The organism is Candidatus Paceibacterota bacterium (assembly GCA_016782605.1).
Taxonomy (GTDB): domain Bacteria; phylum Patescibacteriota; class Minisyncoccia; order Minisyncoccales; family RBG-13-42-11; genus BS750m-G71.
Genome location: JADHYE010000001.1, coordinates 13,462 through 27,771 on the forward strand (window position 1 = coordinate 13,462; position 14,310 = coordinate 27,771).

21 protein-coding genes and 3 tRNA genes are annotated in these 14,310 nt (G+C 38.4%); all 24 read right to left on the reverse strand.

The window, feature by feature from the left end; all coding sequences use genetic code 11:
• Nucleotides 1-251: 251 nt before the first annotated feature.
• Entirely contained in the window at nucleotides 252-668 is a 417-nt protein-coding gene (gene rplL, locus ISS83_00080; protein ID MBL7142058.1) for a 50S ribosomal protein L7/L12, read from the reverse strand.
• Nucleotides 669-740: 72 nt separating this feature from the next.
• Nucleotides 741-1,253, reverse strand: coding sequence for a 50S ribosomal protein L10 (locus ISS83_00085; GenBank protein ID MBL7142059.1), 513 nt, complete (start codon nucleotides 1,251-1,253; stop codon nucleotides 741-743).
• Nucleotides 1,254-1,658: 405 nt separating this feature from the next.
• Nucleotides 1,659-2,687 (reverse strand): endolytic transglycosylase MltG, encoded by a 1,029-nt coding sequence (gene mltG, locus ISS83_00090; GenBank protein ID MBL7142060.1) that lies wholly within the window; start codon nucleotides 2,685-2,687, stop codon nucleotides 1,659-1,661.
• A gap of 132 nt (nucleotides 2,688-2,819) precedes the next feature.
• Entirely contained in the window at nucleotides 2,820-3,455 is a 636-nt protein-coding gene (locus ISS83_00095; protein MBL7142061.1) for a protein-L-isoaspartate O-methyltransferase, read from the reverse strand.
• 25 nt (nucleotides 3,456-3,480) lie between these two features.
• On the reverse strand, nucleotides 3,481-3,978 hold the full coding sequence (gene def / locus ISS83_00100; GenBank protein MBL7142062.1) for a peptide deformylase: 498 nt from the start codon (nucleotides 3,976-3,978) through the stop codon (nucleotides 3,481-3,483).
• Nucleotides 3,971-5,200, reverse strand: a complete 1,230-nt coding sequence (locus ISS83_00105; GenBank protein MBL7142063.1) for an ABC transporter permease — start codon at nucleotides 5,198-5,200, stop codon at nucleotides 3,971-3,973. The genes def and ISS83_00105 overlap by 8 nt, the downstream gene beginning before the upstream one ends.
• On the reverse strand, nucleotides 5,188-5,889 hold the full coding sequence (locus ISS83_00110) for an ABC transporter ATP-binding protein (GenBank protein MBL7142064.1): 702 nt from the start codon (nucleotides 5,887-5,889) through the stop codon (nucleotides 5,188-5,190). Before ISS83_00110 ends, ISS83_00105 begins: the two co-directional genes overlap by 13 nt.
• An 11-nt stretch (nucleotides 5,890-5,900) precedes the next feature.
• Nucleotides 5,901-7,442: an efflux RND transporter periplasmic adaptor subunit gene (locus ISS83_00115; protein ID MBL7142065.1), complete on the reverse strand. Its 1,542-nt coding sequence runs from the start codon at nucleotides 7,440-7,442 to the stop codon at nucleotides 5,901-5,903.
• Complete coding sequence (locus ISS83_00120) at nucleotides 7,439-7,750, reverse strand: hypothetical protein (GenBank protein ID MBL7142066.1); 312 nt, start codon at nucleotides 7,748-7,750, stop codon at nucleotides 7,439-7,441. The genes ISS83_00115 and ISS83_00120 overlap by 4 nt, the downstream gene beginning before the upstream one ends.
• Nucleotides 7,751-7,757: 7 nt before the next feature.
• Nucleotides 7,758-7,829 (reverse strand) — tRNA-Trp (locus tag ISS83_00125).
• Between the two features lie 4 nt (nucleotides 7,830-7,833).
• A complete protein-coding gene (locus ISS83_00130; protein MBL7142067.1) occupies nucleotides 7,834-8,166 on the reverse strand; it encodes a hypothetical protein in 333 nt (110 codons plus the stop codon).
• A complete protein-coding gene (locus tag ISS83_00135; GenBank protein ID MBL7142068.1) occupies nucleotides 8,163-8,513 on the reverse strand; it encodes a hypothetical protein in 351 nt (116 codons plus the stop codon). The genes ISS83_00130 and ISS83_00135 overlap by 4 nt, the downstream gene beginning before the upstream one ends.
• Nucleotides 8,514-8,773: 260 nt before the next feature.
• A complete protein-coding gene (locus tag ISS83_00140) occupies nucleotides 8,774-8,953 on the reverse strand; it encodes a hypothetical protein (GenBank protein ID MBL7142069.1) in 180 nt (59 codons plus the stop codon).
• Nucleotides 8,954-9,046: 93 nt separating this feature from the next.
• Nucleotides 9,047-9,586: a zf-TFIIB domain-containing protein gene (locus ISS83_00145; GenBank protein MBL7142070.1), complete on the reverse strand. Its 540-nt coding sequence runs from the start codon at nucleotides 9,584-9,586 to the stop codon at nucleotides 9,047-9,049.
• Between the two features lie 191 nt (nucleotides 9,587-9,777).
• The gene (rpmG, locus tag ISS83_00150) at nucleotides 9,778-9,942 is read right to left on the reverse strand and encodes a 50S ribosomal protein L33 (protein ID MBL7142071.1); all 165 of its coding nucleotides are present in this window, start codon (nucleotides 9,940-9,942) and stop codon (nucleotides 9,778-9,780) included.
• Nucleotides 9,943-10,014: 72 nt separating this feature from the next.
• A tRNA-Thr gene (locus ISS83_00155) sits at nucleotides 10,015-10,087 on the reverse strand.
• Between the two features lie 12 nt (nucleotides 10,088-10,099).
• Nucleotides 10,100-10,184: transfer RNA gene (locus ISS83_00160), tRNA-Tyr, on the reverse strand.
• Between the two features lie 172 nt (nucleotides 10,185-10,356).
• A complete protein-coding gene (gene trmD / locus ISS83_00165) occupies nucleotides 10,357-11,013 on the reverse strand; it encodes a tRNA (guanosine(37)-N1)-methyltransferase TrmD (protein MBL7142072.1) in 657 nt (218 codons plus the stop codon).
• Nucleotides 11,014-11,210: 197 nt separating this feature from the next.
• The gene (locus ISS83_00170) at nucleotides 11,211-11,522 is read right to left on the reverse strand and encodes a KH domain-containing protein (protein ID MBL7142073.1); all 312 of its coding nucleotides are present in this window, start codon (nucleotides 11,520-11,522) and stop codon (nucleotides 11,211-11,213) included.
• Between the two features lie 125 nt (nucleotides 11,523-11,647).
• Nucleotides 11,648-12,106, reverse strand: coding sequence for a 30S ribosomal protein S16 (gene rpsP / locus ISS83_00175; GenBank protein MBL7142074.1), 459 nt, complete (start codon nucleotides 12,104-12,106; stop codon nucleotides 11,648-11,650).
• Nucleotides 12,107-12,113: 7 nt separating this feature from the next.
• Complete coding sequence (rnc, locus tag ISS83_00180) at nucleotides 12,114-12,803, reverse strand: ribonuclease III (protein MBL7142075.1); 690 nt, start codon at nucleotides 12,801-12,803, stop codon at nucleotides 12,114-12,116.
• 119 nt (nucleotides 12,804-12,922) lie between these two features.
• A complete protein-coding gene (gene nusB / locus ISS83_00185) occupies nucleotides 12,923-13,342 on the reverse strand; it encodes a transcription antitermination factor NusB (GenBank protein MBL7142076.1) in 420 nt (139 codons plus the stop codon).
• A gap of 17 nt (nucleotides 13,343-13,359) precedes the next feature.
• A complete protein-coding gene (gene rpmF / locus ISS83_00190; protein MBL7142077.1) occupies nucleotides 13,360-13,644 on the reverse strand; it encodes a 50S ribosomal protein L32 in 285 nt (94 codons plus the stop codon).
• A 21-nt stretch (nucleotides 13,645-13,665) separates the two neighbouring features.
• Nucleotides 13,666-14,292, reverse strand: coding sequence for a ribonuclease HII (locus tag ISS83_00195; protein MBL7142078.1), 627 nt, complete (start codon nucleotides 14,290-14,292; stop codon nucleotides 13,666-13,668).
• Nucleotides 14,293-14,310: the final 18 nt, after the last annotated feature.

The following is a 14,310-nucleotide window of genomic DNA, read 5'->3' on the forward strand; positions in this document are numbered from 1 at the left end:
ATACGAGAGACAATATTTTTCTCACTATGCTTATGACCCCCTTTTTCATTTTTTCAGTCTCTTCCTGAAAGTCAGTATTACTTTTCTATATAATCACCCCCTTTTGTGAATCATTATGAAGTTGACAAAGCCAAAATTAGGCTACTAATTATATACATACGCTTAAATAAAGCTATTGTCAATAGAAATTGTGGAAAAATAAATTAAAAACAGCGCCTCTCAAAAAGCGCTGTTTCTAATTCAAAGATAATTTATTTCAATTCCACTTTAGCTCCGGCCTCTTCAAACTTTTTCTTTAGTTCGTCAGCTTCTTCTTTCTTAGCATTCTCTTTGACTACCTGAGGGCCGGAAGCAGCTGCGTCAACCAGATCTTTAGCTTCTTTCAGTCCTTTCTGAGTGGCATCTCTGACAACTTTTATCACTTCAATCTTCTTTTCGCCGACAGCCGTTAAAACAACGTTGAACTCGCTCTTTTCTTCTTCTGCAGCTACGCCGGGAGCGGCAGCAACAGGAACAACAGCAACGGGAGCTAAAGCTGATACTCCAAACTTCTTTTCCAAAATCTTAACCAATTCAGCCAAGTCCAAAACAGACATCTTTTCAATTTCTTCAACTAGTTTTTTAAACTTTTCAGGAATCTTTACTTCTTTTTTTGTTTCTTCTGCCATATTATTTGTCGATGAAGTTTCCCCCTTCGGGGTTTGCCTTCATCTTCACTTTCGTTTTTGCTCTGCAAAAACTTAGTTTTTAATTATAGTTAATAAATATACCAGACCTTTAAGATTATATTGCAAAGAATATACAAGGTTTGAAACCGGAGCAGAAATGCTGCCCACCAGTTTTGCCAGAAGCTCTGGCTTTGTCGGAAGCTGAGCCAAAGCAATTATGTCCTCTTTATCTTTAAATGATCCTTCAACAAATCCGCCCAAAATCTTCAAATTCTCATTAGCCAACCCTGACTGATAAACTGTTTTTGCCGGCATTATTTCGTCTTCAAATCCGAAAACCAAACCTATTTCCTCTTTGTATTTGTTCTTGTTAAAATCCAGCTTCTTTTCCTTTAAAGCTTTTTCTATCAATGTTTTCTTAGCTACCTGCAAATTACCTCCAATCTCTTTCAGTTTCTTCCTTAAATCAGACATATCTTTCACTTTTAAACCGGCAATGCTAATAAAAATCATTGCTTTCTGCTTGGCAATTTTATCTTTCAAATCTTCAAGTATTTTTTGTTTTTGCAGTTTGGTTTGAGCCATAGTGGTAATACTTAATTAATCGCGGCACGCGTCGCTTACGCTCCGCTAACACCGCTCTTTAGAAGACGAACGCAGTGAGGCGGGAAAAGAGATTTATCTCTTTGACCACTCTCGGTGCTCAATGAAGCTAAAGCTTCATTCCCCTTTCCGACATGGAATGGTTCTACTGAAACAAAAATGTCTGCTTTCCGCAGACAAAAATCAAGAAAAACTTAAAACTTTTCCTCGGCGGGTCTTATGGACGCCCACTGTCTGCGGATAATACTAATTTATTATATATCCAGAATCTTGTCAAGTGTTTCAAAAAGAGTAAGGGATCCGGTATTAAGGGCTCCCTTATGATAAACATTATACCAGGCATCTTTTAGTGACCTAATAATACGTATTTTAGAATTTTTGTCAAGGTTATTTGAAATACTTTACCTTAGCCGTATTGTGTTCGTCCAAGGTTTTGCTAAAAATAGTTTCTCCTTCCCTGGTGGAAAGATAATACCAGTAATCGCTATCTTGAAGATAAACAGCAGCGATAATGCTTTCAAGTCCAGGATTACAAATCGGACCCAAGGGAAGCCCTTTGTATTTGTAAGTATTGTAGGGAGAATCAATTTCTGTACCAGAAGCGATCTCTGATCTCATTTCGTCAAACGTCCAGTTTTCTTTTCCTAAGATATAAGCAATGGTGGCGCAGCTGCGCAAGGGTTCGCTATTCTCAATCTTTCCCCAGAAAATGCCAGAAACTATTTTTTTGTCCTCCAAAGTTATTACTTCCTTCTCAAGAATACTAGCCATGGTCACTATTTCAAAAATAGTTTTGCCTTGTTTCTTAATTTCCTCTCTTAATTCAGAATTCAATTTCTTATCGAAATTAATAAGCATTTTTTCAACAACGCTTTCCATGCTTTCTTTGCTGGTTTTCTCGTAAGTATCGGGAAAAAGATATCCTTCCAGACTTAAATTCTCAGGCTTATCTCTAAGAAAAGCAAAATCAGCAGAAAAATCTTTTGAAGAAGAACCGGTTATCGGAGAACCGACCAATCCAAAAAAATCATCAGCCCCAAATAAACCTTTGCTTTCAAAATAAGAAGCGATATCCCTTAAACTCCATCCTTCAATAATAGTGATCTTTTCCTTTATGACATTGCCGGAAAAAAGCTTGTCAGCAATCTGAGGCATATTCATTGAAGGAGACAAAATATATTCTCCTGCTTTTAAATAAGAAGCCATTCCCACAGTCAAAACATAAACCCGGAAAACAGGAGACCACCTTATCAATCCCTGATTTTCCAAATTCAAGCCGATGTCCCTTGAACCCTGACCCTTTTCCACGCTGAAAATAACTTCTTTTTCAGAATTCTGTTCTACGGGCAAAATAACCAGCCAGGAAGCAATCAGAACAATAATAACGACAATAATTAAAATTAAAGATTTTTTCACCCCGTATATCAACCTCCAAGCATTTTCAATGCGAAAATATCCTGAAGGCTGTCTTTATTTAATAATATATTCAACATAATAACTTTGTTTGAGATTTTAATACGAAGTATTCTGGAAGTTGTATTACGGGGTTCATTTTTTCAATAAAGGAACGAAAATAAACCCTGGATGTTCTTTTTCTTCAAAATCAGTTTCGTTCTTTTTAATTAAAAGCCAGATTGAAGAATCAACCGGAGCAACAATCCTGCCTCCGATTTTCAGCTGCTTTTTCCAAGAATCGGGAATATTAACAGCACTAGCAGATGCTAAAATCTTGTCAAACCCTTCGACAAACTCAGGGTGAGAGGAGATATTGGGATAACCGTTGTTTCCGTCAAGACAGAAAAACTGAACAATCCCCTTTTTAACGAAATTATATTTTGAAACGTTTTTCTCGCCAAAGTCCTTCAATTCCTGGATTATATCAAGGGAAATAACCTTTCCTTTTTTACCGACAATTTCAGCTAACAAAGCGCTGGTCCAGCCAGAGCCTGAACCAACATCCAAAACCTTATCCCCTTCATGCAAATCCAGCAATTCCATCATAAAAGCAACAACCAAAGGCTGAGAAATGGTCTGGCCGAATCCTATAGGCAAAGCCTCGTTGATCTCTGCTAAATTCTTTGAGTCTTCCGGCAAAAAATCGCTTCTCTTTATTTTTTTAAAAGCTTCTATCACTTTCGGCGTTTTCAGCCAGTTATCTTTAATTAGCTCTTCAATAAGCGGCATACTAGGTAGTAGAAATTCGACAAATTTATTTTTCTTTGCTGCCAGGCAGCAGTCGAATTTTCACTACCTGGCATAGTTTTTGTGGTAAACTCATTTTATCAATAAATAGTATTCCGTCCAAGTGGTCAATCTCGTGCTGGAAAACCCTGGCTGACAATCCATCAACTTTCATTTTGATTTTTTCCCCCTGCAGATTAAGAAACTCCAGTTCCACTTCCTTAGCTCTTTTAATCTTTAAAAACAAACCAGGAAAACTCAAGCATCCCTCTTCCATGACTTCTGTCTTTCTGCTTTTCCGCACGATCTTTGGATTTATGAAAACTTGCGACTTTCCTTCAAAAAAAGCAGCGATTATGCTTTTTGATTCGCCGATCTGAGAAGCAGCCAATCCAATGCCGTCTTTTTCCATCATTATCTTTTTCATTTCTTCGGCCAATATCTTCACCTCCTCGGTTATCTCCTTGATCGCAGAAGATTTCTTTCTCAGTATTGGATTTGGATATTCTAATATTTGCTTACTCATGTCTTCTTAATGCATCAACTGGTTTTAATTTAGCAGCTGTCCTGGCCGGCAGAACTCCGGAAACGCAACCGATAATAAAAGAAAAAACCAAGCCGAAAACAACCAAACCGAGGTTTACCGAAGCAGTAAAATAGAAAACAGGATGCACCTGTCCATAGAATTCAATACCTTTGGCCAGTAAGGAACCGAGCAGAGTGCCGCCTATCCCTCCAATTAAACCGACAATGCCCGCTTCAAAAAGAAATATCAAAAGGATAGCTGAGTTTTTCGCTCCAATTGCCTTCATGATACCTATTTCTTTAGTCCTTTCTCTGACCGAAGTAAACATGCTGTTAGTAATTCCGATGCCCCCGACAATAATGGCAATGCTGGCAAAAGCAAAAATGACCATCTGAATTATGCCCAAAATATTGCCGGCTATCGCCCCCATTTTTTCGGAAGTGATAACGGAAAAATCAGCCTCGTCGGTTCCTGACCTTCTCTTTCTTGTTTCGCTTAAGGCTTCTTCAATTTTTTGAGCCACGACATTCTCATCCACTCCGTCTTCAAGCTTAACCATGGCATAAGCAGCAGTGCCCCGCTTTTCTCCGGTAACGTCCTGGTAGACTTTCATATCCATATATACCATACTGTCGTCCTGCTTGCTGCCCAAGGAATCGAGCACTCCTGCCACCTGGAATTTTCTTCCCTTTATCGTTATTTCCGAACCGGCTTTCACTTCCTTTGAGAAAATTTCAGTGGCCACCTGGGAACCGATTAAAACTTCGTTTCCTTTGCTCGGCCACCTTCCTTCGGTCAAACTCCAGCCCTGAAAAATGCTCAAAATATCCAAACCTTCCTTCCACGGATCATAGCCGGCGATGGCTATTTGCTTTGATTCTTCCTTAAACCTGGCAATAGCTCCGGTATAAGAAAATCCCAAAACCTTGTCTACGCCTTCTGCTTTTTTAATCGCTTCAATGTCTTCTTTCTGCAGCTTTGCGCCACCGAACATCATGGACGTAAGAAGATCTTCATCGCTGCCCGGCATAACCATAACCATTTCTCCGCCCATGGCCTGCAGCTGCTGGTTTATCGTTGATTTCAATCCTTCTGACAGAGAAAGCAGGGAAATTATTAAAAAAACGCCAATGACAATGCCTAAAATAGTAAGAAAACTTCTCAATGACCTTGTTCTGATATTTCTGACGGCAATATTAAAATATTCTTTTAATTCTTCCATAAATAGTCTTTGGCAGTGGAATGGTTTTCAACTATCATGCCGTCTTCAATGTTTACTACCTGTTCGGCATAATTGGCGATCTTTGCATCATGGGTGACTACGACAACGGTCTTGCCCTCATTCTTGTGAAAATCGGTCAGCACTTCCATTATCTTTTCCCCGGTAACAGAATCCAAATTTCCCGTCGGCTCGTCAGCGATAATCACTTCGGGATGATTGGCAAAAGCCCTGGCAATAGCCACTCTCTGGCGTTCGCCTCCGGAAAGCTCTCCTGGCCCATGGAAAATCCTATCCTCCAAATCAACGGAAACTAAAATGTCTTTTGCCCTCTTTTTTCTTTCTTCCTGGGCTATACCCTGAAAAGTCATGGGTAGCATTACGTTTTCAATAGCTGAAAGATTAGAAAGTAAATTGAATTCCTGAAAAATAAAACCGAGTATCTTACCACGAAATTGAGCCAGTTGGCTTTCTGCCATTAAAGAAATGTCTTTGCCTTTTAAAAAAACTTTTCCCTTTGTCGGCGAATCCAAACAGCCGATAATATTTAAAAGAGTTGATTTGCCCGAGCCCGAAGACCCCATAATCGCCACAAAAGCGCCTGGAAAAATTTCCAGGCTCAATCCTCTTAAAGCGTGAACTTCTGTCTTTCCTAATTCGTAAGTTCTCCAGACATTATCCAGTTTAATAATTGGCTCTGCCATTATCTTAAAATTACTTTTTCTCCCTGCTCCAAACCAGAAACAATCTCCACCATATCATTACTACCTTTTAACCCGACTTCAATATCTTTTTCCTGAACGTTTCCGTCAACAAGAATTTCAACAAAATCTCTGGAATCCCTCGTACGGATTGCATCCTCAGGAAGAATCAAAACATTGTCTTTTGTTTGGGCTTTAATGACAATATCAGCTGACATGCCAGACCTTATGCCTTCTGGAGTATCTTCAAATCCAATAATCGTCTCGTAATAAACCACTCCGTCAACTATTTTCTCCGCCGGGCTTATTAAAATAATCTTTCCTGTAAAAGTTTTTCCAGAAAAAGCAACCAAAGAAATATCAACAGAATTACCGACAGCAATCTTAACCACGTCTTCTTCGTAAATATCTACTTTTATCTCGTAGGAAGCTGTTGGCAAAAGCACTATTACCGCTTCCTGTGAACCTGCTTGCGCTGACTCGCCTTCATTTTTATTTATCTCAGCAATCTTTCCTTCTACCGGACTGATAATCTTTGACTGCTCAATCTCGTTCTGATAAAGCTGCACTTTAGTCAAAGCCTGCTTTACCTGGGTTGAATATAAATCAACGTCTACTTGTTTAGGATCGCCCGCCACCAGATCAAAATTATTCTCTGCTTCCTGGAGACTTGCTCTCATCGTTTCAACGCCGGCTTCTGCAGAATAGATTGCCTGCTGATTGGTAATGATACTAGCTAAAGCAGTGTTAATATTTGTTTTTAAAGTATCCAAAGAAGCTCTGTCAGCTGCTGAAACCTTGCTTTTATAAACAGGGGCTGTATCAACGACAGAACGTATTGTTTCTAGATGCAAAAATGTCTTCTCAAGATAATCTTTCATTATGGCCAAAGAAGCTTTGATATTTTCATTGGTCGGATTGGCTGCTAACGCATCTAAATTGCTTTCTGTCGCTTTTTCTACGCTTTCTATAGTATCCCTGGCTATCATTATTTTTCCGGCATCTGAATCAAAAGTACCAACATAACTGATGACAAACTGCTTCACAAAAACCAAAGCATTGTAAATGGAAGGATAAGAACTGTCCAAAACAGTCATGGCTGTCTGAAAGCTTTGCTGCAGATCATCTTGAGAGTTTTTAAAGGCAATTTGGGCGTTGTTAAGTTGTGCCTGGGAGATTTTAACTTCTTCAGTGCTAGCTCCTTCCAGCAGCTTTGTCAGATTTAACTGAGCTATCTCATAAGCAGCTCTCGCTTCCTGAAGCTGAATATTAATATCAGCTGTATCCAATATAGCCAATTCTTGTCCGGCCTGCACTTCATCGCCCACAGCAACATAAATCTTTTCAATTTTCCCGGTATTGCCGAAATTAAGACTCAGCTTCTCTCCCTTTTCTACCTGTCCTGTTTCAAAAATCTCCTGACTGACGGTTCCTAAGGTTACTTCAACCAAATTAAACTCAGGCTTCTTTTCTTTCAAGAAAACCTGATAAACGAAAACTACTAGAACGATTACTGCGCCGATTATTAATATTTGTCTTTTCATATGTTTTGCTTAATTATTATTTGATGCCAGTCCTCGTAGCAATATATTCCCTGGAACATCCAACCGACGAGAAAACCGGCAGAAAGGGTAAAAAACAAAGGCGAAAATCGATATTTCTTTCTTAAAAAAAATATAAGAAAGCACAATAAAGTCATTGAAATCAGCCAGTGATGCAAATGAATATGCCATCCCCACACATTAAAAGCCAAACTAAACAAGCCGATATCTCCTGTTTTTTCTCCGGCTAAAAACTTGCCAGTAAAATATCCAGCTGATGAACCTGTAAAAAATCCTAATAAAGTTCCCATATTTTTGCGGGGGCGCCAGGATTCGAACCTAGAACAGAAATTTTGGAGATTCCCATGATAGCCATTTCACCACGCCCCCGTATTTACATATTTCGTCTTGCGCAAAAAGCGTACTGCAAGAAATAATCATCAAGGTCTTTAAGCGAACTATTGTATTCTTTGCCACCGGTAACAGCATCGCAAAATAATTCTTTTACTCTGGCAATTTCCCTAATTCTTCCACTCAATCTTGGATCTATAAGAGTCAAATCAAACAACTCCAAAGCCCTGGCAACTGCTCCCCAAAAAGTATCTTCATCTTCCCCCTGCCATTTTCTAGCCCTGCTAACCTCACTACCGATATTAGCCATTTGCTCAATTAATGAAAGCTTGAACCATCTCCCCGATGAAAGGTCTTTGTGCAAGGTTTTTGTCATTGTGAAATTAATTTCTCTACGATATTTCTAATTTTATTCTGGATTTCTGGATTATCAACACTACGAGAACGATTGCCGAATGACGGTTTCAGATTAATAACCGAATCGAATTCTATCATTTCTTCTTTATTTTTTCCCGGATATATATTTATCCCCCATGTGCTTTCGCGCCTTGATGTTTCCTTTTCCATTAATATTGCTTCTTCGTCAGCATGCATTTCTCCGCCCACGGCCATTATCCCCTGATCAATATCAACAACCGCTTTTATCAAATCGCCAAACTGCTCTTTTGCCATGTCAATAAGCTCTTTTTTACTTATTGGATCTTTAATAATTTTTATCTCCATATTGCTTATTTGCTTGCCGAGCTGCAGCAAGATAGAAGAAGAGATTTATCTCTTCGCTTCTTTGTGAAAACTAACTAAAAAGCACTTATATGAATATTATATCTAAAAAATAGATTATTACAAGCAATTTTTCTGTATTAATGTTTATTTAATAAACACTAAAAAACCGTCTTCTTGAGAAAACGGCCGAAATCGGCTCCCCTGGTTGGACGATGCCTGTCCTGAGTCGCATCGAAGGGTTAGAACCTGGTTAAGAACTGCTAATTGGTCTTTTTAATTTTTTTTCTCATGGCTAATAAACCAATAGTAATAAATAATACTCCTGTCAATATCCATAATAGTGATGCAACTCCCGACATAACAGCTGCTCCAATAACAATCCAAATAACTCCGATAGCTATGTGAATTTGAAAAGGAAATTCTCTTTTTTGTTTTTCCATATGTTTAAAAATTAATTATTTATTCCTTTTTCAATTCTACCAAAAAACCGCCCAAAACAATAGACGGAATAGCTACATCTCCATTGTTCGATTCTATTTTGTAAAAGGTAAATTTGTTATTATTCTTGTAATCGCTGGGTGTTGGCTACAAAGTCTATATTGAAGTAATTTTATCACTATAAAAAAATCTTCTATTTCTGAAGTTAGTTTTTCTGGCCCAGTAAATATTTCTTTCGCCTCTTCAAGTGTGTGTTTAAAATACTCGCCAAGTTTTTCAGTATTAACCTTATTCTTTAAATAAGCTATGATTTTTTTAAACTCTCCATCATCGAGCCAAATCCCTTTACATTTGTTACAAAAATCTACTCTAACATCAGAACCTCCATAATGAACCTCATATAAATTCACTTTACACGTGGGGCAGATTTTTGAGGAATGAGAAGGTTGAAATTTCTCACTGTCTTTCCAAAGGTCAATATCTAACCATTTTAAAAATTGGTCTTCTTCATCTTTTGCTTTTCTTAACTCATCCTGATTAAACCAAATTCCTTTACATTGACTACACCTCTCTATTTGGTTTTTATTAAAAGTGATTTTTTCTAACGTTTCTTGTTTACAATTTGGACAATTCATATAATTATATTTTTAAAAAAATAATCTTTTAATCAGTATACCAAAAAACCGCCACCGCCGAAAGGCGGATTGGCGATTTTTATCGTGGCTTGCCCTGAGCGAGCGAAGCGAGTCGAATGGGCTCCGGAGGTAGGATTCGAACCTCTATTATTTTATGTTTATTATTTCCTCAAGCTCAAGACAAAAAGCGCCTAACGCTTCCCTTCTTTGTGCAAGGTATGCTTTCTGCACCATTTGCAGAATTTCTTAAAACCCAACTTCTTCTCAACAGCTTCCTTTGATTTCTTAGTAAAGTAATTAACCCTTTTGCATTCCTGGCATTGAAGTTTAGTAAATGGTCTTTTTTTAGCTGCCATATGTTTTTATTGTTATTATTTGATAAGGCGATGAAGATAAATCTTCATCTTCTCTCTTCTTTGCGACTCGAGAGCCTGAGGCCGGGATTGAACCGGCGGCCTCGTCTTTACCAAAGACGTGCTCTACCAACTGAGCTACCCAGGCAAAAAATAACAGTGGGTGTGGTCGGAGTCGAACCGACGGGATCTAATAAGACAGCGGTTTTACAGACCGTTCCCGCCCCCTACGGGACTACACACCCTTTTCAGATAATAATCTTTTTGCTCTTTTTAAGTGCTTTGTATTGCCAAATCCGATTTCGTTTATATACCGATGTAAATCTAATTAATATATAATTCTATCAATTCATCCTGTTTTTTCTGTTCTTCTTCAATTGTCCATCGTCGAGCCATTATTTAATTTTACTATAAAAATTATAATTTTCCAATTGATTTGCCGTATTTTCTCCTCCAGGCTTCTATCATTTTGTGATTACCCGAAACCAAAACTTTAGGTACCCGCCATTTCTGGAAAACTTCAGGCCTGGTGTATTGCGGATATTCCATAAATCCCTTTTCCTTAGTTATCCTTTCTTTCAATAAAGCAGGTTTGCCCAAAACTCCAGGTATTAACCTTGTTATGGTTTCCATAACTATCATTCCAGGCAACTCCCCTCCCATCAAGTCGTAGTCGCCAACTGACAACTCCATATCAGCAATGTGTTTGGCTACTCTTTCATCAACCCCTTCATACCGGCCGCAAATCATAATTATCTGGTTTAATTTTGACAACTGATAAGCTGTTTTCTGATTGAATTTCTTTCCCCGGGGAGTAAATAATATGACTTTTGTTTTGCCTTTGCCTTTTATCTTTCTAACAGCTTTATATATGGACTCTACCTTCAAAACCATACCCAGCCCTCCGCCAAAAGGCCTATCATCAACTGTTTTGCGCTGATCTTTGGCCCAGTCCCTCAAATTATGGACATTTATCTTAATCAATTTCTTTTCCCTGGCTTTCTTAATAAAAGACTCCTTCAGATAAGAATCGAATATTTGGGGAAAGATTGTAATAATATCAAATTTAAGCATACCCTGTATATCAACATCCAGGCATTTTCAATGCGAAAACACCCTGAAGATTGTCTTTATTTAATAATATATTTAACATAATAACTTTGTTTGAGATTTTAATACGAAGTATTCTGGATGTTGTATTACGGGGCATAAAAACAAAAACGGCCTATTTTGAACAATAGCACCGTTTTTGCACTCTGTAAACTTAGAGTTTACAGTTTTAAATCTTCAATAGATTCAGACTTCCTTTCTCTCGTTGGCCTGCCGCCTTCTGGCTCTTCGATCTTCAAATTCACTCTTGCGTGATTTTTAAGACCGACAATTCTTACCAGATTTCTGATAGATCTGGCGGTAGAACCTTCTTTGCCGATAATCTGGCCCATGTCTTCAGGGTTCACTTTCAAAGAAAGCAGAACTCCCATCTCGTCAACCGTACGGTCAACTTTAACATCTCCAGGATTGTCGACTAAAGCTTTAATGAGATATTCAAGGAATTCTTTATCGTTTCCTTTTGTATCAGCCATAGTTCTTTCTGAGTTTTAGTAATTACTGATATTTATTCGTTTCTAGTAGCGCCGACCTTTCAATAAATCTGAAATGTAGCTACTGATTAGTATTATATTCATTTGAACCATTTTGTCAAGAAAACTCATTTTTCAACTTCTTTTTTCTCTTTAACCTTCTCTTCTTTTTTCTCTTCGGCAGGTTCAGTTTTAATTTCTTCAACAGCCGCTTCAGCCGGCGCTACAACTTCAGCTTGTTTAGGCGAAGCCTCAACAGGTTTCTCAACAGGTTTCTCTTCGTGCCTCTCCGGCACATCCGCCGGAGAGGCGGACTTTTTTGATTTTTTATGCAAAGCAATCTTTTTCCCTTCAATGATTTTCTGAGAAATCAGCATATTATGGATGGTTTCAGAAGGATGGGCGCCGACTGAAATCCAGTATTTTATCCTTTCTGCCTTTAATTTCTTCTCTTTTGTCAAAGGATTATAAAAACCGACTTCTTCAATATATCTTCCTGAAGTCGAAGATTTCTCTTTTTCGACCACCACTATCTTGAATGATGGCTGATTCTTTTTTCCTGTTCTTAATAATCTAATAACTAACATATATATATTACCAATGTTTGACTGCTAAAGCGTTTTTCGCTGCCTCAACTTCTGCTTCTTGTTTTGAAGATCCTTTGCCTTCGGCCACTAAATCCTTATCAAGGAAAACGCCGATAACGAAATTCTTTGCGTGATCCGGCCCGTGTTCTTTCAAAACTTTATAGGTCGGAGTAATGCCCACTCTTTCTTGGGCTGCTTCCTGGAAAGTGGATTTAGCATCCCTGAAAAGACCTTTCTCAATGATTTCCGGCAATTTAACGATTAAATTCTTTTTAATGAATTTTTCGCATGCTTTATAGCCTGAATCAAGGTAAGCTGAACCGATAAACGCTTCAAAAGTGTTGGCCAGGATATAATCCCTTGATTTGCCTGTTTCTTTCATTTCTCCTTTTGAAAGAAGCAAAAAATCATTAAAGCCCAATTCCTTAGCAACCTCAGCAAGCATTTTAGCATTAACCAGAGAAGCGCGCCAGTTGGTCAATTCGCCTTCCGGCTTTTTGGGATATTTGACAAAAAGGTGTTCGGTAATAATAAGTTCCAAAACCGCATCTCCCAAAAATTCCAGTCTTTCATTGTTATCCAGATTGGCTTTCGGATTCTCGTTCAGATAGGAGCGATGGCAAAAAGCCTGAATCAATAAATCCTTGTTTTTGAATTTAAAATTTAATTGCTTTTCCAATATTGAAAAATCATTCATATACCGAGTCCGCCCAAGGCGGGCGAAGGTGAAGAAGAGGTTTACCTCTTCGACTTACTTTTCTAATACCGAGTCCGCCCAAGGCGGGCGAAGGTGAAGAAGAGGTTTACCTCTTCGACTTACTTTTCTAATTCTTTATAAACGGTCCCCAAAACGCCATTGATAAACCTGCCAGAACTCTCTCCGCCAAAAGATTTAGCCAGCTCAATGGCTTCGTTAATAGCCACTTTTGGAGGAACCTCTTCTTTATTAGAATACAGTAATTCAAAAAGTCCCATCCTCAGAATATTCCTGTCAACAACCGTTATCTGGCTTATCGGCCATTCAGGGGCTGCCTGTTCAATAATCTTATCCAGCTTTGAAAGGTGCTTAACTACTCCGGTAATTATCTGCCAGACCAGGCTTAAGTCCTCCAAACCAGGACCGAACTCTTTGATGTTCTTTTCAACTATCTTTTCCAAATCATTTTTCCTGCCGCTAAAATCCCACTCGTAAAGAGACTGCATAGCAATACTTCTTGATAAATGACGACTAGCCATAATAAAATAACAATTAACTATTTTTTGCTGAGACCTTCCCAGCTCAAAGGTTTTTTAGCTGAAGCTTTTTCATCCTTACCCTCAATCTCCTTTTCTTTCTTTTTTCTTGCTTTTCGGTCCAGCTTCTTTAAAACGTCAATCACTTCAACTCCCTTGTAATATCCGCAATTCAAACAAACAACGTGGGGCAAAACAGGTTTGCCGCATTTTACACACTTAGTTAAAACAGGCGCCTTTATGTGAATATGCATGCGGCGCTTGTTTCTTCTTGATTTGGTGTGTTTTTGTTTTGGAACAGCCATATCAATAAATATATTAACACATCAATTAAATTTCTGCAATGGTTTAAAGGACATTCTGTGTATTTTACAGGGCCCGTGCTTTTTCAGTTGAATCTTGTGAAGCTTAGTGGGATATCCTTTGTGCTTATTAAAGCCGTACTTAGGATATTTTTTATCGTACCTGTCCATTATCCTGTCACGCGCCACTTTAGCAATAATTGAGGCGGCAGCGCAGGAAAACACTTTATCGTCAGCTCCGACAATCAGCTTGTGATTAAAAGATTTCAGTTTATCAGAATTCAAATGGTTGCCGTCAACTAACAAAAAATCTGGTTTGAACTTCAAGCTCTTCAAGCTTTTCTCCATAGCCAGTTCAGCAGCGTTTTTAATATTAATTCTGTCAATCATACTTTCAGAAACCCTGCCTATCCCCCACCTGATATTTTTATTCTTAGTCAAAAGCTTAAACAGTTTTTCTCTATTTTTAGAAGAAAGCTTTTTTGAATCTTTTACTTCCTGGAAAAGTTTTGAATCCAATGTCCTAACTAAAACTGCAGCTGCGGTCACGGGTCCTGCCAGAGGACCACGGCCTGCTTCGTCCAAGCCAACCACAAACTTAAAGCCCTTTTTACGTAATCTTCTCTCTTCTTGAAAAAATCCTTGTTTCATAATATACTTAGATAATAC